Genomic DNA, 22,103 nt, shown 5'->3' with positions numbered 1-22,103 from the left:
CTGGCTGGTTAAGAAAGGTTAAAACTCACATGGGTGGTCCTGACGGCCAAAATTGATCCGGCGATCTAGGCGAACGCCTGGATCTTGCGGTTCGGATAGGGCCCTAGGAGAAGAATCGTTGCCGCGCCAGCCACAAGCAGCAGCGCACAGGCCTTAAGTAGTCCCGAATAGGTGCCCGTACTGTCGAACGCGTAGCCGAACAGGCTGGGACCTACAAAAGCGCCCACCACAAAAATTCCGTACAACGTGGCGTAGGTCGTGGCATAGCTGCGCATACCGAGATATCGGGCAACCAGGTAGGCCATGAGGTCGAATTCCACCCCAGAAGTTAGGCCGAGCAATATTATAGCGATGCACGCCATGGGAAAGTTCACCTGGCCTAGCGAAAGGATGAGGCAGGAGACTGCTCCGAGGGTCAATATGACCGTGCCGACCGCCGGTGCCCAGAAGCGATCGACAAGAATACCGCCAAGCAGTCGGCCCACCACGGCCGCTATTCCGACAAGCGAGGCGAGTTGGACGATTTCGCTTGGCGAGAGGCTCAACGAGCGAAGTATGTTTTCGATGTTGGGCAATGGCGCGGCGATAGCGAGCGACATCGGCACAAAAACGATCGCCAAGATCCAAAAATAGCGGGACTGGAAGGCCTCACGAGCGGTCATGCCATCCGACACCTCGTTCATCGCCAACTCAGTGCTGGCATTCTTACTTGGCAGCCTGGCAAAGCCCCAGAGGACCATTGGGCACGCGATAAATATGGGCAGTGCCCCGATCACCAAGATAGCCACACGCCATCCACCAGTTTCGATCAACAGTTGTGCCAGCGGTTTCACCACGAACGCGAACAGGCCCGCGCCAGACAGCGCGATGCCAAGGGCAAGACCTCGGCGTTCTTCGAACGCATTGTTTATCACCCGCGTGAAGACGACGGGTGTCGCTCCCAACCCGAAGATCGCGATAGCCAGCCACGACAGATAGTATTGTTCGATAGAGCCGTTCGATGCCGCGAGCGTCATGTAACTCAGGCCGAGGCACGGCAGCGAGACCGACGCCACCAGGCGCGCACCAAACTTGTCGATCAACGTCGCAAAAAATGGACCGACGATCAGAATTGCACCGGCCAACAACGACAGACCGCCAAAAATAATCGCAAAGGACCAGCCGAATTCCTCGGCGAAGATCGGCGCGAAGACGCCAATCGTGTAGAACGGAATGGCGGGCATGCCCAACGCCGTTCCGAGCAAGCCGGCCAACACCAGGCGCCATCCAATTCCGAACTCGTTAAAGTCTATTTCTTTCAACGGGCACTTCCTTTTGCCGGAACCCAAAGTTCGGCAATCGCGTCGCTTGGCAAAGGCACTATGCGCAATGTAGCCCGGTCTGCAACCCATGCAAGTTTCGCGACAATCCTCCAAGCAACGTGAACGCGATCAATGCACCCTTGCGCAGTGCGATGCCACAATCCTTGGGCATCGATTGAAGTAAGCCGCTATCACGCGACGATGATGTCCAGTGCGGCAACACGGCCCGTCGGTGACAAGCTTCGTCAATTGCTTCGGAGGTGCGACCTGCGCTGTCGCGCGCCGTCCAAACTTCGATTGATCAGACCGATGTCCATTGCATCAATCGCGGAAATTCCTGCGGCGCTTCCGCCGACTTTCGACAATGCTTTCATGGATGGCTTGTCTTAAATATACTTCTGACGAAGAATGCGCTTCGGCCTCTCAAGAAAGTAGCGCCCATGTCCCGGCTAAAACTTTTGCAGATCGTTTTGTTTGCCTTCGGTGTCGTATTCTGCCTGCTTTATCCGCTCGCGATTATCTGGCCGTCAGGCTGGGCCTGGCATGATGGCCCGCCCAGCGCTTCGCAATATTTCATGATGATCGTGGGCATATACGCAACGCTGGGGATATTTCTGGTCCGTGCGTCGCGCAATCCCATGGCGCATAAGTCCCTGATAGAGTTTACGATTTGGTCGAGTGTCGTGCACGCGCTGATCATGGCGGTCCAATCCTACAGCCCCGGCGCGCATATGGGCCATATGCTGGGCGACGTGCCGGCCTTGCTGTTCGTGGCAGCGGTACTCGCCTGGTTGACCTATACTCACACTGCAGCGAACGACGGCTAGAGGCCGGAACGTCGGCATCGCACGTCCGTCTACATCTAACCGCGACTTGCGGAATCTGACGTCACTGCGCCAATCCCGGTTGAATGGCCGACGCTCGCCGATCGCCCCCTGCCGGCCTCCTCCAATGCAAGATCAGAGCGGTCCCGATCAGGAATCTCTCTAACCAATAAGGATGAAGGGACACTTGTCCCTATCGCATGTACTATGTTCGGCTTCAGATGGGGGTCCGATGCCGTACTCGCGTGCTGCCGCCGTAGCGGCGCTCAGTATGATCCTTTCAAGCCCGCTGCCGACGATGGCGGCGGAGCCTGTCGGCGAGGCTGTCCTAATCAAAACGGAAGTAACTGGCGGAGGTGGCCCTATCGCTGTGGATACGCCAGTCCATCGGGACGAAAAGATCAAGACCTCTCAGTCAGGTCTTGGTCAATTCCTGTTCCGTGATGGTACCAAGCTGGCGGTGGGCTGGGGCTCGTCAGTGACGATCGATAAATTCGTCTATGACGATACCAGCTCGGTCAAAAATCTGACGATCAAAGCTGCCAAAGGAACGTTTCGCTGGGTTAGCGGCAATTCAAAATCGTCGGCCTATAATATCTTGACCCCGGCCGGAACGATCGGCGTACGTGGCACCGCATTCGACTTCTACGTGGGCCCGGACGGAACCACAGCGGTCGTCCTGTTGAATGGTTCGGCGCGATTTTGCGGCGCGGGCGGCTGCAAGGAAATGAAGCGTCGTTGCGATTGTGTCGTTGCCAAGCCCAATGGTCAAATAACCGACACCCGCCGCGTCGATCGGAACATATTCAAGACATTGGGCAGTACGAAGGCACTCCCCTTCCTGTCGGGTAGTCAGAAGCTCGCGGGAGGATTGGGAATAACCGGCACAGGGTGCGGCCTTTCGATGGCAGCAGCCGAGCCCGCGGATAAAGGCTCGCTTCCTCCAGCCAGGGCACCCGGTCCTGCCCCGCAAAGTCCGCGAGCTCCTGATCCGCCTGCTCCTCAGAGCCTCCGGGCCGCTGATCCGCCTGCTGCAGCCCCACCCGATCCGCCCGCGCCACCGGCTACGCCAAGGACGCCCGATGCGCCATCCAAGCCGGACGACCCGGATCAGCCTCCTAAGCATGACAAGCACCATTATCACGACAGGCACGATGGGAAAGACCGTCATCACCACGACAGGCATGATGATGATCGGCGCGGTAGAGATCGTCACGATCACGATGGAGGCCGCAACAACCGGAGCGGCAATGGGTCAAGCTGGAACAACAACTAACCAAATATGATCAAAGGTCAGGGGACCGGTCCTTCGCCGCCGGCTGATCAACAAAGTGATCGGATCGGCGCGATATCCGGCGATAGAATTCCGGCAGACCACTTGTGAGTTCCACCGCCTGCAATTTCACGATCCGCAAGAATTTACGACTGGTTGGAGACCGCAACCGCAAGGCTTCGATGAGTTGGGCATGGACAGCCCGCAGTCGCACGAATTCGGCAGTTCCGCCGATCTTTTCATCACCGACAACCGCGAAAAGCCTGGTCCGCATACTTTTCCCTTTCAAGGCAAGGGCGCCTGCTTCAAGCAAGGCGTAACCCGGCAGCATTTCGGCGGTGCTGTCTGACACAAGAATATCAAAGCTGACCTCCTTGCACGAGGATTCGATGCGCGCAGCAATATTGACCGCATCGCCAATGGCGGAATAATTGAAGCGTGTTTCCGCGCCCATGTTTCCGACGCATGCAAGTCCCGTATGGATTCCAATACCTATTCCGACCTTCTGTTCGTCTCCAAAGCCAAACGCATTATCCTGATTGAGGCGCGCGAGTGTCTCACGCATGGCCAATGCGGCATGAACCGCTTTGTTGGCATGATTGGCCACATCCACAGGGGCGTTCCAGAAAGCCATTATCGAGTCGCCGATAAACTTGTCGAGAGTCCCTTCGTTGGCGATGACATGACGGCTAAGCGCATCAAGAAGCGTATTAAGGAACAAAACGACTTCTGCCGGAGTCAGGCGCTCACTGATTTCAGTAAAGTTGCGGACGTCGACAAACATGACCGTCAGTTCCCGGTCGTCTCCTCCAAGGCGCAATGCATTCTGCGTGTGCTCGATTCGATACAGCAGCGAAGGCGAAAGATAGTGGCCAAATGCGCGTCTGACAGCCCGGCGTTCGCGGTCGATCACCAGAAAGCGAAACGACGTCGCTGCGAAATGCGTTATCGACCCGCTGACGATGGGTGCCAGCGGATCAAATAAAAGGCCGGCGTAGAAAAAGGCGAGCCACGACGCGACAAGCGCCATGACCGTGATCAGCAGCCCGCAAACCAAGGCGACGGCCGGACTAACGAACGTCGTCAATATCACAAGCAGACTTCCCATCACTGCGATCGACAGGATTTCGAGACCATTTGCCCAATCGGGACGCGAGAGAAACCGTCCCGACAATATCTGCTCGACGGTTTGAGCGTGCAGCGAAACGCCCGGTACGTTCTGTCCAAGGGCAGTGGTACGGATGTCCTGAAGCCCGGCAGCGGATGTCCCGATAAATACGATACTGCCATCGATAGCATTCCTTATCTCGGGAGCGGCGCCTCCAGGTGCCAATACCTGCTTGGCTGAAATATATCTCTCGGCAGTATCGGGAGTGATATAGAGCCATAGTTCGCCCTCGGCAGTCACCGGAACCATGAATTCCCCGATTTTAACCATGGTTATGGTATTAGGCACGTTGGTTGCGCCTGCCAGCACATAGGTGGAAGCGCCTTGGGCGACGCGCAAAGCTTCAAGCGCGAGGTTTGGATAGAGTTGCTCGCCATCGCTCAGGAAAAGCGGAACCGCGCGAACGACAGCCGATGGATCACCGGGATTGAGACTGATGTGCCCAATGCCGGCTGCATTCGCTTCAAATTCCGGTCGCAACGGTGTCGCAGCCTTGATGCGGGGAGGCGCGCCGGCAGGGTTTTCCCCTGTGAAGGCAAAGCCGGCCTTCACCTGTGGGCGATAATTCCCTTCGTTGGACAAGCCAAATCCCAGGACGACCGGTTTGCCGGCAATCGCTTGAGCAAAAATTTCATCATTATCTGGCAGTTGACCGAGCAGCGAGGGATCAATTCCGGCAACGTCTCGCACGACAGTACGCGGCGACAGACGGTCCGGCTCAGCGAAAAGGACATCAAACGCGATTGCAGATGCTCCCATTTCAGTGAGCCTATCGACCAGGGTGGCGAGCCGGTCGCGCGGCCACGGCCACTGACCGAACTCCCTCAGCGAGGCTTCATCTATATCGACGACCTTGACGGGCAGGTTTTCGTACGTCCGTGGCGCGATGCGCTGGTATTCGTCGAATGTGAGGTCGCGGGCCTGCTTCAGAAGCGGCGGGTCACTTGCCCGCAGGATCGTGAGCGCCGCTACGATCGCTAAGCCGATAAGTACGCCAACTTGCTGCGCGCGCGTCATGGATGCCGTATCAGACCCTTCTACCGAAAGCCTGACGACAAGGAGTCCTCATCCGGAGGAGTAAGTCCGATCCGATGGCCTGCCGCCGCGCCCGAAATGGTATGCTGCATTTTTCTTAGCTTCTATGCAATCGGGACATCATTTGCCAAATTGCAAGGAGGCGCGCACCCGGATGTGATTTGACGAAAGGGTCGCCGAGAATATCCCGCCGCCCTCCCTTTGGTACGGAGGGTTCGGCGCTTGACCCACGGTCAAGAAGGTCTTTCGGCGGGGCCTCGCCTCTAGCCAGCCATGAACCGAAAATGACATCGCACGGTTGGTAGCGTGCATACGACCAGACAGAAATCTCAGGCTGTGAATTCACCAAATGTTTCTTGTCGAAACATCTTGCGCGCGCTGGCGCGCCAAGGGTATGATAGCCGATGAAAACCACTTCCGCTAAAACCTTACCTGCAATTGGCTCGGGCGATCGTCCTTGGCTCAAGATCCTTTCCAGCTACCGTAAACCGCACAGAGGGCGCAGCGCCTTCGAACTCGCTGTTACTGTCATTCCGTTCGCTTTTTTCTGGGCATTGACCTGGGCCGCCGTGCACTACGGATATTGGTGGGGTCTGATATTGATTGTTCCCGCTGCCGGCTTCCTGCTTCGCCTGTTCATGATCCAGCACGATTGCGGTCATGGCTCTTTTTTTGCACATCGTCACACCGATGACTGGACCGGCCGGGTGATCGGCGTTCTGACTCTGACCCCATATGACTACTGGCGTCGTACCCACGCATTGCATCACGCTTCGGCCGGCAATCTTGACGAGCGCGGCGACGGTGACATTACGACGCTGACCGTTGCGGAATATCGCGCCCTGTCGCGTTGGGGCCGGCTTGGGTATAGGCTGTATCGCCATCCAGCCGTGATGTTTGGCATCGGGCCCATCTGGCTTTTCATATTCAAGCAGCGACTACCCTTCGGCATGATGCGCTCCGGCCTGGAGCCGTGGGTTTCGACGATGGCAACCAATCTCGGAATAGCCGTTCTGGCGATAGTCCTTATGTGGCTGGTTGGCGTCGGTCCGTTTCTCCTGATCCATCTGCCGATCGTCACTCTGGCCGGCGCTGCCGGCATCTGGCTGTTCTACGTGCAACATCAGTTCGAAGAAACGCATTGGTCATCCGGCCCCGAGTGGCAATTTGCAGAGGCCGCGCTGCATGGTTCTTCGCATTATGTGCTGCCGGGCGTGCTGCGCTGGATGACCGGCAATATCGGCATTCATCACGTGCATCATTTGTCGTCGAGAGTTCCCTGTTACCGGCTTCCGGAGGTGCTGAAAGACTATCCGGAGCTCGGCGATGTCGGCCGCATCACCATTATGGAAAGTCTTCGCTGCGTTGACCTCGTCCTTTGGGACGAACATCGTCGCAAGCTCATCTCGTTTCGCGAGGCCAAAAAACTGGCTTGAAGTGAGAAAAAAGCTCGGAACCATGCTACAGCCGGGCCGTTGACCTTCTGGAAAGTGTGAACCGTGTCAACCGGACGCGATGGCAAGGCGGACAGGAACGTTTTTCCGGTTTCCAATCCTGGCCAACGAAATGGCAGACGAGCGCCTGTCCCATCCGGTCCACGCTTTCCTTCCAAGCCCTTAAAACCCCAAAACGTCTGTTCCAGTCAGTCCGCGGCGGTCTGGATGAGACAGAAGAATGTTGACGGTTGGTCCGGATGCTGAAATTCTAACCCTGGAAACGGTGGGCCAATGATTATCAAAGAGATGACACAGCAGGAAATCCGGGAATTGCTCGAAAGAGCGACGATCGGCAGGTTGGCGTGTGCCAAGGACGATCGGCCTTACATCGTGCCGCTGACTTTCGCCTATCATTCCGTATTTCTCTATTCATTCACGACCGCCGGGCAGAAAGTCGACTTCATGCGCGCAAATCCGCATGTCTGCGTTGAATTCGATGAGATATCCGCGACGAACAATTGGCAGAGTGTCATCGTGACGGGCAAGTTCGAGGAACTTACGACGGAACCCGCTCACATCGACGGCAGAAACACGGCTCATGCACTTTTGAACAAGAGCCCCGAATGGTGGCAGCCTGCTTATGTGAAGACCGTCATTGGAGACCATGAACGAGCCCTGGAGCCAGTTTACTTCCGTATTTCGATACTGCAAACCACCGGGCACAAAGCGGTCAAAAGCGAATAGGCCTGCTGGTAAAGCTTGTTCAGTCAGGCGATGGACAGTTGCCGCTTGTTGGGCGACCCGGCCAGCCGCATGACAACCAGCCCCACGAGCGGAAATATACCGCCGATCCAGCCAAGATATGCGAGGCCGGCATTGGCAATGATCAGCCCGCCGATCATCGAACCGAGGGCAACGCCGAGATAAAGTGCCGAGTAGTTGAGCGACAGAGCCAATGGCGCGCTTTCCGGTGCAATGGTCAGAACCCGGCTCGCCTGTGCTGGCGGGAACATCCAGGCGATGACGCCCCAGACCACCATGATTGCGATGAGAGCCGGACCGGCAATATTGTCAGGCAATTGCATGATCCAGCTGACGGCCATCAGCACGATGGCGTTGAGCACGGACGCCGTAACGACCGTTTTCTTCGCCCCGAGACGATCCGAGAGCTGTCCCCCGAGGATGTTCCCAAGAGCAGCACCAATCCCGAACGTCAGCAATACCACTGGCATCATCGAATGGCTGAGGCCGACGCCTTCGACGGCGATTGCCGCTACATAAGTGTAAACCGCAAATGCGCCGGTCATATAAAGCAGCATCGTCAAGAGCGCCGGTGCCAACCCGGGATGACGAATGACCGCCAGACGTTGCGTCAGGCTCAATCGATCCGCATAGAGTCCGCGCGGTACGAGGAACCAGACGATCATAGTGGCCAACGCTCCTATCGAAGCGATGAAGAAATAGGTGCCGCGCCACCCTGCCAAGTCGCTGATGAAGGCGCCAAGCGGTGCGCCAAAGGCAACGGCCAGCGTCGTGCCCCCGACAATTGCGGCGATGGCGCGGGCGCGGTGATGCGGCTCGGAAATGGCGACTGCCGTTGCCTGAGCCGTCGCTGCGTAAAGACCCGCCATCACAGCAATCAATATACGTGCCGCCATAAGGAGGCGATATGTCGGTGAAACGGCGGCAAGAATTGCTCCCGCCACAAATATGAGGGCGCTGCCTGTGAGAACGTTGCGCCTTTCGAATGCACCCGTGAGTGCAGCAGCGATCGGAGCGCCGATTGCATAAGCCAAGGCATAGGTCACGACGAGGTAGCCGGCCTGCACCAAGGTAACACCCGTGTCCCCGGCGATCTGTGGCAGGAGGCTGGCGACAACGAAACCCTCAATGCCGATCGCAAATGTGCCGAGAGCCAATCCGACGAGACGAATATCCATGGGAGCACCTTAATGTTCAATGATCCTTGAACTAATGAACCCACTCTCTTCGGGTGTCAAGAATAAAGTTCAACAAACATTGAACATTGAAATCTCTCCTGACAATTGCTATGAGAACTGCCATGACTGATTACCTCCCGCATCCGCCGGTCGAGTACATCGCGCTGCCTGCCGTGTTGAGCGCACTTGGCGATGAAACGCGCTTGGCGATCATCGCCATTCTCGCCCGCAATGGCGAACGGGCGATGACTTGCGGCCAATTTCTGCAGTTCGGCTCAAAGACAGCCATCAGCTATCACGTCGCCAAGTTACGTGAGGCCGGTATCATCCATGTTCGCCCCGAAGGTACAAAACGGCTACTGACACTTCGACGCGGCGATCTGGAAAGCCGATTTCCCGGTTTCCTCGATACGGTGATCGCCTCCACCGCAGCAACACTGCCATACGACAACCTTGGCACGCCGGAAGCGGCTCAATTTGCAGGAGAATAGGAAATGGACATCAAGCAATCCGGGTCGGTCCCGACGCGCCGCGCTTCATCCGACTGGTTCTCGGGCACCGTCTGGATGGAGCCGATTATCGATGCGGGCGCACCTGCACGACTGCAAGCAGCCCTCGTGCGCTTTGAGCCCGGCGCGAGGACTGCATGGCACACGCATCCGCTCGGCCAGACACTGCACGTGACATCCGGATCGGGTTTAGCCCAGGTCTGGGGTGGACCGATACAAAAGATCAAGGTCGGCGATACCGTATGGATTCCGCCTGGCGAAAAACACTGGCACGGCGCTGGTCCCGAAAATTTCATGGTCCATATCGCGATGCAGGAAGCCCTGGACGGTAAAACCGTGGAATGGCTGGAGAAGGTCTCCGACACGCAATATTCCGGCCAGGATTAGAGCCTCCGGGGATCATATTGGCCGGGTGAGTTTGGGCCAAATCCATCGGGCTCCGGCATCGTCCGATGGATAAACATCGGCCTCGCCAAACCCCTTGACCTTGTCCACGAATTGCCGCCCGCAGAACGCGTCAATATTGTCGTCCGGGGCTCTTATCTGGTAATGTAATATCTGCAGTGCATGTGAAAGGAACCACCATGGCGTTCGAAGACATCAAGGCCCGGATCGCGCTTCTGGTCGAAGAGATGGTGCGACGGCCAACGGATGCTCATGAGATTCACGAGACGCTGCGCGAACACCTCAACGAGTTGAAGGCCATGGGCATGCCACTGCCCGATGACCTTGTTGCGCTTGAAAAACGCTTGGAAACCGACTTCGATTCTTGAACATCGCGCTATAAAAAACGCTTGGGACGGTCTTTGAGCAGATCGCTCAGATCGTCATGGTCTGTTCGTTGGCCTCTTATGGCCCGGCCATCATATATACCGATGTCCCTGAGCATGTGATCGGAAAAATCCTCGGTATCCATATTGGCAGGCTGACTTTCGTCGTTATCGGGCTTCCATGGATTTGCAATTCGGCTCCACCATGAAGCATGGCTTGATAAGCGCGATGTGGATGCTACAGGGTTCATAACTTCGACTCCAAATGTTGTGACGTTTTGCGTCCCCGTTGTAGATGCGCCCTTCTGCGCTTGTTTTCCAACAAAACGCCGAGTAGCATGCATAAGGACAGCTTATGCGAGATTATCGATGAACCTGCCTCCCCTAGCCGCCATTCGCGTCTTCGAAGCTGCCGCGCGGCACGGCAGTTTTACCAATGCGGCAGAAGAACTCGGGATGACGCAGGCGGCAGTGAGTTATCAGATCAAGCTTCTGGAGGAGCGGATAGGCGCGTCACTTTTCCTGCGGCGGCCACGCCAAGTGATCCTGACTGAAGTTGGAGCGCGGCTTTCACCGGCAATCAGCGAGGCGTTTGACATGATGCGCGCGGCAATTGCCGCCACTCGTGAAAACGCCGATGGTATTCTTACGATCACGACCATTCCGACATTTGCGGCAAACTGGCTTGTTCCCCGTCTCGGTTCGTTCCAGTTGGCGCACCCTTCCCTTGCGGTGCGGTTGCAGGCAACGCGCGAGGTGATCGACTTCGCCCGTCAGGACGCCGACATCGGCATACGCTCGGGCGGGGGGCATTGGCCGGGCATGGTCGCTCACAAGATTTTTGGAGCCGATTTCGCGCCCATGCTCAGCCCCGTGCTTGCCGCAACGATTGGCGGGGTAAACACCCCGATGGATCTTCTCCAGTTGCCAATTGTCGATCCAAGCGATCCGTGGTGGAAAATTTGGTTTGCCGCGGTCGGAGTGGCGGATCCAGACCTGCGCGGTAATCCACGCGGCCGCTTTGGCGATCAGCATCTTGAGGGAAAGGCAGTCATTGCAGGCCAAGGAGTGGGCATTCTCACGCCGGCCTTTTTCGAAACGGAGCTCAAATCAGGCCTGCTGATTCAGCCGTTCGATATTGTCGGCAATGACGATCATTTCTATTGGCTGGTCTATCCGGAAGCGCGGAGAAATACGCCGAAGGTCCGGGCGTTTCGCGACTGGTTGCTGGAACAGGTGACGGATAAATAAAAGCCGGGCGGAACAAAATATCCCGCCCGCTGAAAAACTTAAAAAACGGCGAGATAGCGCAACAATGAAATTATTCCGATGACGACGACGATGACCTGGGCGATCTGTTTTGCCCGCGCGTCCAGGGGCAGCATCTGTACGAGATAAAGAACAAGAAAGATCACCAGAACGGTGATCAGGAGACTGATCAATATGGACATTTCAAACTTCCTGTTTTCGGGATAAAGGCAAGTGTAGCTCAATACAACTCACAGTTGGGTGATTTGGTTCCCCTGAGCAGAAGTTGAAACCTTGTATTTTCTGCAACCTTTCATTGTCTGCTTGGATATCTGCTGCTAGGTTCCAGCGCACTCCCGCCTCACCAGGATATCTTCAATGCGTTCATTGTTTCATCTTGCCTATCACGTCACTGATCTCGACGATGCAAGGCAATTTTACGGTGGAGTTCTCGGATGTGAAGAGGGCCGCAGCACCGACACCTGGGTGGATTTCGACTTCTTTGGCCATCAGATTTCACTGCATCTGGGCAAGCCTTTCGAAACAACGAACACCGGCAAGGTCGGCGACCACATGGTGCCTATGCCGCATCTCGGCGTCATCCTGCCGCTGAATGACTGGAATGCCCTGGCCGACAGGCTGGAACAAGCGGACGTCGATTTTGTCATGCCGCCGGTTGTGCGATTCAAGGGTGAGCCCGGCGAGCAGTGGACGATGTTCTTCCGCGACCCCTCGGGCAATCCAATCGAGGTCAAGGGTTTTGCCGATTTCGCCAGCGTCTACGCGAAATAACGCCCGTTCATCGTGGAAGTACAGCAGTCCAACCTGAAAGCAGCGTTCTGGATGACCGGTTCGCTCACCGCCATCCTGCTCATGGCGATTTCCGGCCGCGAAGCCTCGAGGGAGCTCAACGTTTTCCAGATCATGGAAATGCGCTCGGTCATCGGACTTGCGATGCTCTATCCCTTGATCCGCTCATCGGGTGGTTTCAGGGCAATGAAGACCGCGCGTATCTGGCAGCACCTCGGACGAAACACGGCGCATTATGCCGGGCAGTTTGCCTGGTTACAGGCGCTGTCGATGATCCCGCTCGCACAGGTCATCGCCATCGAATTCACAACGCCGGCCTGGACAGCCGTAATGGCTGTGGCCTTTCTCGGCGAGCGATTGAACATCTGGCGGGTCCTGACGATTGCCCTCGGTATCATCGGCGTCATCATCATCGTCCGGCCTGGCATAAGCACGGTGGAGGTAGGTCAGCTCATCGTGCTCGGCGCTGCCCTCACCTTCGGCATATCGTTCACCATGGTCAAATCTTTGACCCGAACGGACAGCGTTGTGAAGATCATCTTCTGGATGTTGATCATCCAGTCGGCGATAGGCCTTCTGCCCGCCATCTACGTCTGGCACTGGCCCTCACCTCATGTCATGCCGTGGGTGGTGCTCATCGCTTTCACCGGTACATTTTCGCATTTTTGCATGGCGAAGGCCTTGCAATACGCCGATGCCACCGTTGTCATTCCCATGGACTTCTTGCGTGTGCCGCTGACGGCCGTGCTCGGCTGGCTGATCTATTCCGAGCGGATCGATATTTTCACCGCTCTTGGTGCGGCGCTTATCCTTTCGGGCAATCTTCTTAATCTCAAAAATCGCACCCCTGCGCCGATAGGGGCGTAATTTCCCGCAAATTCTTTCGTCTTACCCGTTACTATAGGCAATAGGACTTCCTACATAGCCATAGGAAGGACATAAATATGCGGGATGATAATCGTTCGACGGCGGACACATCTCAATATCTTGATTGATATATACAATATTATAGCAATCAGTGTCTTGCGCAGTGCAGCGACTCATCCGACACTGTGTCCATTCGGCATGCAATCCTCTGAGCGAGGGGCGGCCCCTTCAGCTCAGATTCCACTGAATTTGCACGTGGCTGGAGGTAAACATGACTACGCAAGCTTCTGACGTATTTAGCCTCTTCTCTGAGATCTATAGCAGCGAGAAGCAGGAAGAAATGAGCCTGCAGGAATATCTCCTTGCTTGCCGCAATGATCCAAAGATGTTTGCCACCGCTTCCGAACGAATGGTGGACGCTATTGGCGAGCCGACCCTGGTCGATACCAGCGACGACGAACGCCTCGGCCGGATCTTTCTCAACCGCACCATCAAGATCTATCCAGCCTTTGCCGATTTCTACGGCATGGAAGATACGATCGAAAGGATCGTCGGTTATTTCCGCTATGCTGCCCAGGGTCTCGAGGAGCGCAAGCAGATACTTTATCTGCTCGGCCCCGTCGGGGGCGGCAAGTCTTCGCTGGCGGAGCGGCTCAAGCAACTCATGGAACACCGGCCCATCTACACGCTGAAGGCCGGAAACCAGATCAGCCCCATCTTCGAATCTCCGCTGGGTCTTTTCCACCCGGAACGAATGTCCGGCCTGCTCGAAGACAAATATGGAATAGCCCGTCGTCGTCTCAATGGTCTGATCTCGCCATGGGCCACGAAGCGGCTTGACGAGTTTGCCGGCGATATCTCCAAATTCAGCGTCGTTAAGATCATGCCGTCGCGATTGCGCCAGATCGGCATTGCCAAGACGGAACCCGGCGACGACAACAACCAGGATGTCTCTTCGCTGGTCGGCAAGGTCGATATTCGCCAGCTCGAAAATTTCAGCCAGGCCGATCCTGACGCCTATTCCTTCAGTGGCGGGTTGAACCGGACGACGCAGGGCATGCTTGAATTCGTCGAAATGTTCAAAGCGCCGATCAAAGTGCTGCATCCTTTGCTGACGGCGACGCAGGAGGGTAATTACAACGGGACCGAGAATTTCGGTGCCTTCCCGTTCCAGGGTATCATTCTTGCCCACTCGAACGAATCCGAATGGCTGCAATTCAAGAACAACAAGAACAACGAAGCATTCCTTGATCGCATGTCGGTGGTCAAGGTTCCCTATTGCCTGCGGGTCACCGAGGAAAAGCAGATCTACGAAAAGCTGCTGCGTGAGAGCGAGCTCTTGAACAACCCATGTGCGCCGGAAGTGCTGGAGATACTTAGTCGGTTTACGGTCTCCACCCGCATGGCCGAGCATGAAAACTCGCCGCTATACACGAAGATGCGCGTTTACGACGGCGAGAACCTGAGGGAGTCCGATCCGAAGGCCAAATCCGTGCAGGAATATCGCGATGCGGCCGGTGTCGACGAAGGCATGAATGGCATCAGCACGCGATTTGCCTTCAAGGTACTTTCGGAAACCTTCAATTACGATACCAAGCAGGTGGCAGCCGATCCGGTGCATCTCATGTATGTGCTGGAGCAGGCAATCAAACGGGAGCAGTTTCCCCAAGAGATCGAGGCGAACTACCTCGATTTCATCAAAACTGAACTCGCCTCGCGCTATGCCGAATTCATCGGCCACGAAATCCAGAAAGCCTATCTGGAATCCTACAGTGAATACGGCCAAAACCTGTTTGACCGTTATATCGCCTATGCCGATGCGTGGATCGAAGATCAGGACTACAAGGATCCCGACACGGGTCAGATACTCAACCGGGGCATTCTCGACAGCGAATTGTCGCAGATCGAAAAGCCTGCGGGCATCGCCAATCCAAAGGATTTCCGCAATGAAGTGGTAAAGTTCACCCTGCGTGCCAAAGCCAAGAACAATGGCCGCAATCCATCGTGGACAAGCTACGAAAAATTGCGCGAAGTCATCGAGAAACGCATGTTCGGTCAGGTGGAGGATTTGCTCCCGGTTATCAGCTTCGGCTCGAAGAAGGACGGCGCCACCGAGAAGCAGCACACGGAATTCGTCCAGCGTATGGTCGAACGCGGTTATACGGAGCGGCAGGTTCGCCGTCTGGTCGATTGGTATATGCGGGTAAACAAGGCCGGCTGACCCGCCGAAGAGAGGTGCGTGAATGCCGAACTTCATTGATCGCCGCCTGAACCCGAAAGACAAGAGCCTGAGCAATCGCCAGCGCTTTCTGAGGCGCGCGCGCGTGGAGCTGAAGCGGGTCATCAACGAGAAGATATCGACTGAGAAGATAACGGATGTCGATGCCGGGCACGCTATTTCTCTGCCGGTGAGCGGCACAAGTGAACCGAGCTTCGCACCGGACCGTGCTACCGGCCGACGCGAATATGTCCTGCCAGGCAACCGGGAGTTCGTTCTAGGCGATCGCTTGCCAAAGCCAGGCGCCGGTGGCGGCGCGAGTGCAGGCAAAGGCGGCGCGGCCGATCTTGAACTCGAAGACGATTTTCGTTTCGTGCTGTCGCGCGAGGAGGTCCTCGACCTGTTTTTCGAGGACCTGGAACTGCCGGACATGGTCAAGTCGAGCCTGAAGGAAGCCATCGCATTCAAGCCTCGGCGTGCTGGCTTTACGACCGCCGGAGCACCGACAAACATCAATGTCGGACGGTCCATGCGCAACAGTTTCGGCCGGCGCATTGCCCTAAGGAGACCGAAGCAAGCCGATCTCGACGCCATCGCAGACGAGATAGCCGTACTGGAGGCGGAGGCTAAACCTAGTGCGGTATCAAGCGAACGCCTCGCGGGACTGCGCCAAGACCTTGAGGTCCTGCAACGGCGACGCAAATTGGTGGCCTATATCGATCCCGTCGATATTCGCTTCAACCGCTTCGAGCCCATGCCGGTGCCGAACGCCAATGCGGTCATGTTTTGTCTGATGGATGTTTCCGGTTCCATGGGCGAGCGCGAAAAGGACCTCGCCAAGCGATTTTTCGTCCTCCTGCACCTGTTCCTCAAGCGGCGGTACGAGCGCATCGACATCGTCTTCATCCGTCACACCCATCAGGCCCATGAAGTCGATGAGGAGACATTCTTCCACAGCACACAAAGCGGCGGAACGGTCGTATCCACAGCGTTGGAGGAGATGCAGCGTATCATCGAGGAACGTTATCCCAGCAGGGACTGGAACATTTATGCGGCTCAGGCCTCGGATGGAGATAATCTGACGGGCGATTCCGAAAATTGCGTCAATCTTCTGAATAACGAGCTGATGAAACTTTGCCAATATTATGCCTATGTCGAGATTCTCGATGAAAGGGAAAGCGCGATTTTCAGATCGACCGATAATGGTACCTCGCTTTGGCGCTCGTATCGCCTTGTCGGAAAAAACTGGCGCAACTTCCAGATGACGCGAATAGCCAAGCCCGGGGATATATATCCGGTGTTCCATCAGCTTTTTGCCAAGCAACCAAAAACAGCGAAAAGCGGTTAAAGGGCGACGGCGGATGAACAAGCGCGCAGACACTTCGAACCTTCTGTTTCAGAGTTCCGAATGGAATTTCAACACGCTGTACCGCACCTATGACGCGATCAAGGAAATCGCGCTGGATGAGCTCAATCTTGATGTCTATCCCAACCAGCTGGAGATCATTTCATCCGAGCAGATGCTTGATGCCTATTCCTCCAATGGCATGCCGCTGATTTATCGGCACTGGTCGTTCGGCAAACATTTCGTTTATGAAGAGCATCACTATCGCAAGGGGCATCGTGGACTTGCGTACGAATTGGTGATCAATTCCAATCCCTGCATCACCTATCTGATGGAAGAAAACACCATGTCGATGCAGACATTGGTGACCGCACATGCCGCCTTCGGCCACAATCATTTTTTCAAGAACAACTATCTTTTCAAACAGTGGACGGATGCCGATGCCATTTTGAATTACATGGAGTTTGCCAAAGGCTATATCGCACGCTGCGAGGAAAAATACGGCCTCGCCGCGGTGGAGCCCATTATCGATGCCGCCCATGCACTCATGGAACAGGCGGTGTTCCGGTATAACCGGCCTCCGCGCAATTCGCCCATGAAAGAGCGTGCGCGGGTCCGCGACCGGCTGGAGTATGAGGAGCGCGCCTTCAGCGACCTATGGCGCACCCTGCCGCAGCGCAAGGCCGACGAGGATCCTACCGAAACAGAGCGGGACCTATCCGAGCGCAAGAAGACACTCAATCTTCCAGAGGAAAACCTTCTCTATTTCATCGAGAAAAACAGCATTGTCCTCGAACCCTGGCAGCGGGAAATCCTGCGTATTGTTCGTGTCGTCGCGCAATATTTTTACCCGCAGCGCCAGACCAAGGTGATGAACGAGGGCTGTGCCACGTTCGTCCACTACACGATCATGAATATGATGTTCGACAAGGGACAGCTCAGCGAGGGCAATCTGCTCGAGATGCTGCACAGCCATTCCAACGTCGTATTCCAGCCCGGTTTCGATGACCCGCGCTTTTCCGGTCTCAACCCCTATGCGCTTGGTTTTGCCATGATGCAGGATATTGAACGGATCTGCACCCAGCCCACTGCGGAGGACCGCGACTGGTTTCCAGAGTTTGCCGGCAATGGCGACTGGCGCGGGACTTTGCTCGACGCCTGGGCCAATCACCGTGACGAATCGTTTATCCTGCAATATTTGAGCCCGGCGCTCATCCGCAAGTTTCGATTGTTTGCTCTTGAGGACGAGACCAAGGAAAATCACTACAGGGTCGCATCCATCCACAATGAACGTGGTTATGAGAGTATCCGCAGCACCTTGGCGCGGAGCTATGACATTGGCGTGAACCAGCCGAACATCCAGGTCGTTGATGTGGATTTCCGCGGCAACCGGCATCTTCACCTGCAACACACGGTGCGAGATGGCATTGTTCTCGACGAGCACGCGCGCAGCGCCACCTTGCGGCATGTCCGCCGCCTTTGGGGTTATGATGTCAGTCTTTCCGGGGTCGAAGCGGGCTCGGATAAGATCCTTTACGAAACCTCCTCTGCCAAGCTCGCGGAGTAGGGTCAGGACCGGGTCGTGACCTCGACTGCAACCCGTGGACACGGCGAAACATCCGGCGTATCTTCGCTGAGGATTTGACGAGAGCGCAGATGCTCTCCCCCGACTTTTTAGCTCGTGTCAGCTCCATCTTTCCCCCTGCCCCAGCCACCCTCGAGGAAGCCATGGCCTATAGTCTTAAGATTAACGGAACCGCTCACAGCGTGGACGTCGATGACGACACTCCACTCCTGTGGGTAATACGCGACGTGCTCGGCATGACCGGCACAAAGTTCGGCTGCGGCGCTGCCCTTTGTGGTGCGTGCACTGTCCATATCGACGGCATAGCGACACGATCCTGCATTACCACCGTCGACAGCATCGGCGACAGCGCCATCACGACAATCGAAGCGATCGGAGAAACGCCGCAAGGAGCGGCATTGCAGAAAGCCTGGCTAGACCTTGAGGTCGTTCAATGCGGCTACTGTCAGTCCGGCCAGCTCATGTCGGCCGCCGCCCTGTTGACGGAAACCCCTAAGCCCACCGACGAGGACATAAATAGCGCCATGTCGGGCAATGTCTGTCGTTGCGGCACCTATCAGCGCATTCGCGCCGCCATCAAGCAAGCAGCGGAGGCCTGAGCCATGGATACCCTTAATCTCGACGCACCAACCTCCGGACAGAACACCACCTCGCGCCGCACCTTCCTGAAAGGAGGCGGACTGCTTCTCGGCTTTGCCCTGCTTGGCAGCACGACGACATCGGTGTTTGCAGCAAACCCGGCGCAAGTGACCGAAGATGAAGTAAAGGCACCCTTCGCGCCGAATGGCTTCATTCGTATAGACCCCAAAGGTACGGTCACACTGATCATGCCGATGGTTGAAATGGGCCAGGGTACATATACCTCCCTCGCCATGCTGTTGGCCGAGGAACTGGAAGTTGATCTCGATCAAATCCAGGTGCAGCATGCACCGCCCAATGACGCGCTCTACGCCAATTCGATCTTGCATATCCAGTCAACGGGCCTTTCTTCATCGGTGCGAGCGTTCTGGACACCCCTTCGTCAGGCGGGCGCCGTCGGCCGCACGCTTTTGATCGCCGCTGCGGCCAAGGAATGGGGCACTGAACCTGCGACCTGTAAAGCGGCACATGGCGTGGTCACAGATGCATCCGGCTCGAAGCACCTGAGCTATGGCGAACTGGCGGAGGCCGCGTCGAAGCTGCCCGTACCGGCGGCTGACAGCGTCAAGCTGAAGGAACCAAAAGATTTCACCCTGATCGGCACACCTGCCAAGCGAGTCGACACGCCCATGAAGGTCGACGGGCGGGCTATCTATGGCATCGATACCAAATTGCCTGGTATGAAGGTCGCGGCAATTGCAATTTCCCCTGTGTTTGGCGGCAAGGTGAAGGCGGTCAACGAAAAGGCGGCCCTCGCCGTGAAGGGCGTGCACCAGGTCGTCAAGATCGACGAGGCTGTAGCGGTGGTCGCCGATCATCTGGGTGCGGCCAAGAAAGGGCTGGAAGCCGCTGCCATAGAATGGGATGACGGGCCCCATGCCAAGGTAAACAGTGCGGACATCGTCAAGGAGCTCGAAGAAAAATCGAAACAGCCCGGCGCGGTCGCACGCAATGAAGGCGATGCGGAAAAGGCACTTGGATCGGCGGCACAGCGCATCGATGCCATCTATCAGGTGCCTTTCCTTGCCCATGCGACAATGGAACCGATGAACTGCACAGTCCATATGCAAAAGGACAGCTGCGATATCTGGGTCGGGACACAGGTTCCAACATTAACGCAGATGTTCGTCGCCGGCGTGACAGGTTTCCCAAAGGAAGCAATCCGGATCCACAACCATCTCCTCGGTGGAGGGTTCGGCCGGCGTCTCGAGCCCGATGGTACGGTGTTGGCCGTGAAGATTGCAAAGCATGTGGATGGCCCGGTCAAGGTCGTCTGGAGTCGCGAAGAGGATATCCAGCACGACATGTACCGCCCGTATTACTATGACAGGATGTCAGCCGGACTGGATGCTGATGGCAAGCCGGTCGCATGGACCCATCGTATCGCCGGTTCCTCCATATTTGCGCGCTATGTCCCGCAACTATTCGTCAACGGGCTTGACCCCGACGCCGTCGAGGCGGCAGCCGAACCGCCCTATGCCTTGCCGAATATCCATGTGGACTATGTTCAGGTGGAGCCTCCCGGTGTACCTACCGCGTTCTGGCGGGGTGTTGGCCCTACCCACAATGTGTTCGTGGTCGAGAGTTTCATGGATGAACTCGCCCATGCTGCCAAACAGGATCCGGTTGCATACCGCAAGGCGCTGCTCGCAAACAACCCGCGTGCGCTCGGCGTATTGACCTTGGCTGCAGAGAAAGCCGGATGGGGCACGCCCTTGCCCGATGGCCAAGGCCGCGGCGTTTCGGTAGCCTTCATTTTCGGCTCCTATGTGGCCCAGGTGGCCGAGGTGGAAGTCGGCCCTGACGGAGCCGTAAAGGTCCATCGCATTGTCTGCGGACTCGATTGTGGTATGTCGGTCAACCCCGATACGATCAAAGCGCAGATCGAGGGCGGCTCCATCTTCGGCCTTACCGCGGCCCTGCACGGTTTGATCACAATAAAGGATGGCCGGGTGGAGCAGAGTAATTTCGACAATTACCTTCCCATGCGGATCGATGAGGTGCCTGTGGTCGAGACCCATCTCATCAAAAGCTCGGAGGCGCCTGGCGGTATTGGTGAAGTGCCGACCTCCATTGTCAGCGCGGCCGTGACGAATGCCATATTTGCCGCCACCGGCAAGCGTGTCCGCACACTGCCTGTCGATCCGGAAATGCTGAAATCATCCAGCTAGAACGACTGCACAAATGCATCGGGGGTAATTCTCCCGATGCATTGACAAGATGTTACTCAATCATAGGCCAATGCCCAGCCGGCACCCTTGAGCCAGCAGCGATCATCCTCGATGTCGCCGCTACGGTGGAGGCGCGTGACGCGATCCCAGCCGCCATTCGCAAAGGCCATTGCGAGTGCATCTTCCGATTCTTCGTCGCGCAGTCCGGCACATGGATAGATGGCGACGCCTGACACCCAACGCGCCGCAAAATTTTCGCCTTCACGCGTGATAACGAACACCGCACCGCGCGGCCTGCTGCGCCGGCCTTGGCTGGAATATACATCGTCGGTGGTCATGGGCAGAATCAGCCGCCCGCCATCTTTGAGCCGGTCCAGCCAAATATCGGCGGGGCGCGTTGCCCCCGCGTTGACATAGATTATGTCCGCCGGTTCGAACTCGACTTTCGTACCGTCGCCTTCAATCACTTCGACATTTGGGTAGGCAAAAAGATTGGACTTGGCGCGTGCCGCGAGGTCAGTCTCCAACTCAATTCCCGTAACGTGCCCGGACGGCCCCGCCAGATGTGCCATGATCGCAGTGTAATAGCCGACCCCCGCGCCGACATGGACAATGTGTTCGCCTGCAACTGGATGGGCGCACCATAATAGATGCGCATGCAATGACGGTTCACCATTGTTGATGTGCCGCTCCGGCGATATCCCGACCAGATCGTCCGTGTAGAGGTAAACGGGATCGGCGTTTGGCGTATCGACATAGCCAATACCGAAACGGCGCATCGGCCACGGCCCGGGTCCGAGAAAATCCTCACGCGGAACGTCCGCAAAGGCATTTTCGATACGGTGATCCTCAACGCCAACGCTCGCCAATATCTGCTTGGCGAATGAGCGGCGAACGATCTTCAGTTCGTCAGGATCGGTCATCCATTGCATTCCGGTTGGACTACGACATAGCTATTGTAGTC

Annotated in this window: 21 protein-coding genes; 15 read left to right on the top strand and 6 right to left on the bottom strand. The window is 56.5% G+C overall.

Going from position 1 to position 22,103, the window contains the following annotated elements:
• Window positions 1-65: 65 nt before the first annotated feature.
• Window positions 66-1,301, bottom strand: coding sequence for an MFS transporter (locus J2X72_RS05135; RefSeq protein ID WP_310069104.1), 1,236 nt, complete (start codon window positions 1,299-1,301; stop codon window positions 66-68).
• A gap of 440 nt (window positions 1,302-1,741) precedes the next feature.
• Here J2X72_RS05135 and J2X72_RS05130 point away from each other — a divergent pair, with 440 nt between their 5' ends.
• Window positions 1,742-2,128: a DUF6632 domain-containing protein gene (locus J2X72_RS05130; RefSeq protein WP_310069102.1), complete on the top strand. Its 387-nt coding sequence runs from the start codon at window positions 1,742-1,744 to the stop codon at window positions 2,126-2,128.
• A 229-nt stretch (window positions 2,129-2,357) separates the two neighbouring features.
• Complete coding sequence (locus tag J2X72_RS05125; protein WP_310069099.1) at window positions 2,358-3,401, top strand: FecR domain-containing protein; 1,044 nt, start codon at window positions 2,358-2,360, stop codon at window positions 3,399-3,401.
• A 10-nt stretch (window positions 3,402-3,411) separates the two neighbouring features.
• Here J2X72_RS05125 and J2X72_RS05120 read toward each other — a convergent pair whose 3' ends face one another.
• Complete coding sequence (locus J2X72_RS05120) at window positions 3,412-5,583, bottom strand: adenylate/guanylate cyclase domain-containing protein (protein WP_310069096.1); 2,172 nt, start codon at window positions 5,581-5,583, stop codon at window positions 3,412-3,414.
• 422 nt (window positions 5,584-6,005) lie between these two features.
• Here J2X72_RS05120 and J2X72_RS05115 point away from each other — a divergent pair, with 422 nt between their 5' ends.
• Both J2X72_RS05115 and J2X72_RS05110 read left to right on the top strand, forming a co-directional pair.
• A complete protein-coding gene (locus J2X72_RS05115) occupies window positions 6,006-7,037 on the top strand; it encodes a fatty acid desaturase (RefSeq protein WP_209998278.1) in 1,032 nt (343 codons plus the stop codon).
• A gap of 291 nt (window positions 7,038-7,328) precedes the next feature.
• The gene (locus J2X72_RS05110) at window positions 7,329-7,781 is read left to right on the top strand and encodes a pyridoxamine 5'-phosphate oxidase family protein (RefSeq protein ID WP_310069093.1); all 453 of its coding nucleotides are present in this window, start codon (window positions 7,329-7,331) and stop codon (window positions 7,779-7,781) included.
• 23 nt (window positions 7,782-7,804) lie between these two features.
• Here J2X72_RS05110 and J2X72_RS05105 read toward each other — a convergent pair whose 3' ends face one another.
• On the bottom strand, window positions 7,805-8,977 hold the full coding sequence (locus J2X72_RS05105) for an MFS transporter (protein ID WP_310069090.1): 1,173 nt from the start codon (window positions 8,975-8,977) through the stop codon (window positions 7,805-7,807).
• Between the two features lie 122 nt (window positions 8,978-9,099).
• Here J2X72_RS05105 and J2X72_RS05100 point away from each other — a divergent pair, with 122 nt between their 5' ends.
• From J2X72_RS05100 to J2X72_RS05090, 3 genes are all read left to right on the top strand, one after another.
• Entirely contained in the window at window positions 9,100-9,468 is a 369-nt protein-coding gene (locus J2X72_RS05100; RefSeq protein WP_310069086.1) for a helix-turn-helix transcriptional regulator, read from the top strand.
• 3 nt (window positions 9,469-9,471) lie between these two features.
• Complete coding sequence (locus tag J2X72_RS05095) at window positions 9,472-9,873, top strand: cupin domain-containing protein (RefSeq protein ID WP_310069083.1); 402 nt, start codon at window positions 9,472-9,474, stop codon at window positions 9,871-9,873.
• A 197-nt stretch (window positions 9,874-10,070) separates the two neighbouring features.
• Window positions 10,071-10,259, top strand: a complete 189-nt coding sequence (locus tag J2X72_RS05090; protein WP_112526856.1) for a hypothetical protein — start codon at window positions 10,071-10,073, stop codon at window positions 10,257-10,259.
• Window positions 10,260-10,267: 8 nt separating this feature from the next.
• On the opposite strand, the gene J2X72_RS05085 is transcribed toward J2X72_RS05090, so the two are convergent.
• Entirely contained in the window at window positions 10,268-10,507 is a 240-nt protein-coding gene (locus tag J2X72_RS05085) for a hypothetical protein (protein ID WP_310069079.1), read from the bottom strand.
• A gap of 118 nt (window positions 10,508-10,625) precedes the next feature.
• Between J2X72_RS05085 and J2X72_RS05080 the strand changes: the two genes are divergently transcribed.
• Window positions 10,626-11,507 carry a LysR substrate-binding domain-containing protein gene (locus J2X72_RS05080; RefSeq protein ID WP_310069077.1) on the top strand — a complete coding sequence of 294 codons (882 nt, stop codon included), beginning with the start codon at window positions 10,626-10,628 and terminating at the stop codon, window positions 11,505-11,507.
• A gap of 38 nt (window positions 11,508-11,545) precedes the next feature.
• Here the strand turns inward: J2X72_RS05080 and J2X72_RS05075 are convergent, their stop codons facing one another.
• Window positions 11,546-11,707, bottom strand: coding sequence for a Thivi_2564 family membrane protein (locus tag J2X72_RS05075; RefSeq protein WP_209998290.1), 162 nt, complete (start codon window positions 11,705-11,707; stop codon window positions 11,546-11,548).
• A gap of 175 nt (window positions 11,708-11,882) precedes the next feature.
• Here J2X72_RS05075 and J2X72_RS05070 point away from each other — a divergent pair, with 175 nt between their 5' ends.
• The 7 genes from J2X72_RS05070 to J2X72_RS05040 all read left to right on the top strand — a co-directional run bounded on the left by J2X72_RS05070 (window position 11,883) and on the right by J2X72_RS05040 (window position 21,139).
• The gene (locus J2X72_RS05070; RefSeq protein ID WP_310069074.1) at window positions 11,883-12,296 is read left to right on the top strand and encodes a VOC family protein; all 414 of its coding nucleotides are present in this window, start codon (window positions 11,883-11,885) and stop codon (window positions 12,294-12,296) included.
• A gap of 51 nt (window positions 12,297-12,347) precedes the next feature.
• A complete protein-coding gene (locus J2X72_RS05065) occupies window positions 12,348-13,181 on the top strand; it encodes a DMT family transporter (RefSeq protein WP_310069071.1) in 834 nt (277 codons plus the stop codon).
• A gap of 271 nt (window positions 13,182-13,452) precedes the next feature.
• Window positions 13,453-15,402 carry a PrkA family serine protein kinase gene (locus tag J2X72_RS05060; protein ID WP_114427936.1) on the top strand — a complete coding sequence of 650 codons (1,950 nt, stop codon included), beginning with the start codon at window positions 13,453-13,455 and terminating at the stop codon, window positions 15,400-15,402.
• Between the two features lie 22 nt (window positions 15,403-15,424).
• The gene (locus J2X72_RS05055) at window positions 15,425-16,747 is read left to right on the top strand and encodes a YeaH/YhbH family protein (protein ID WP_310069065.1); all 1,323 of its coding nucleotides are present in this window, start codon (window positions 15,425-15,427) and stop codon (window positions 16,745-16,747) included.
• 13 nt (window positions 16,748-16,760) lie between these two features.
• On the top strand, window positions 16,761-18,311 hold the full coding sequence (locus J2X72_RS05050; protein WP_209998295.1) for a SpoVR family protein: 1,551 nt from the start codon (window positions 16,761-16,763) through the stop codon (window positions 18,309-18,311).
• Window positions 18,312-18,472: 161 nt separating this feature from the next.
• Window positions 18,473-18,928: a (2Fe-2S)-binding protein gene (locus J2X72_RS05045; RefSeq protein WP_209998296.1), complete on the top strand. Its 456-nt coding sequence runs from the start codon at window positions 18,473-18,475 to the stop codon at window positions 18,926-18,928.
• Between the two features lie 3 nt (window positions 18,929-18,931).
• The gene (locus J2X72_RS05040; RefSeq protein WP_310069063.1) at window positions 18,932-21,139 is read left to right on the top strand and encodes a xanthine dehydrogenase family protein molybdopterin-binding subunit; all 2,208 of its coding nucleotides are present in this window, start codon (window positions 18,932-18,934) and stop codon (window positions 21,137-21,139) included.
• Window positions 21,140-21,195: 56 nt separating this feature from the next.
• Here the strand turns inward: J2X72_RS05040 and J2X72_RS05035 are convergent, their stop codons facing one another.
• Window positions 21,196-22,062, bottom strand: a complete 867-nt coding sequence (locus tag J2X72_RS05035; protein WP_310069060.1) for a methyltransferase domain-containing protein — start codon at window positions 22,060-22,062, stop codon at window positions 21,196-21,198.
• Window positions 22,063-22,103 lie beyond the last annotated feature (41 nt).

It is taken from the genome of Phyllobacterium sp. 1468, from assembly GCF_031455525.1.
Taxonomy (GTDB): Bacteria; Pseudomonadota; Alphaproteobacteria; order Rhizobiales; family Rhizobiaceae; genus Phyllobacterium.
Note: the sequence above shows the minus strand (reverse complement) of the source record. Positions and strands in the feature narration are given on the sequence as shown.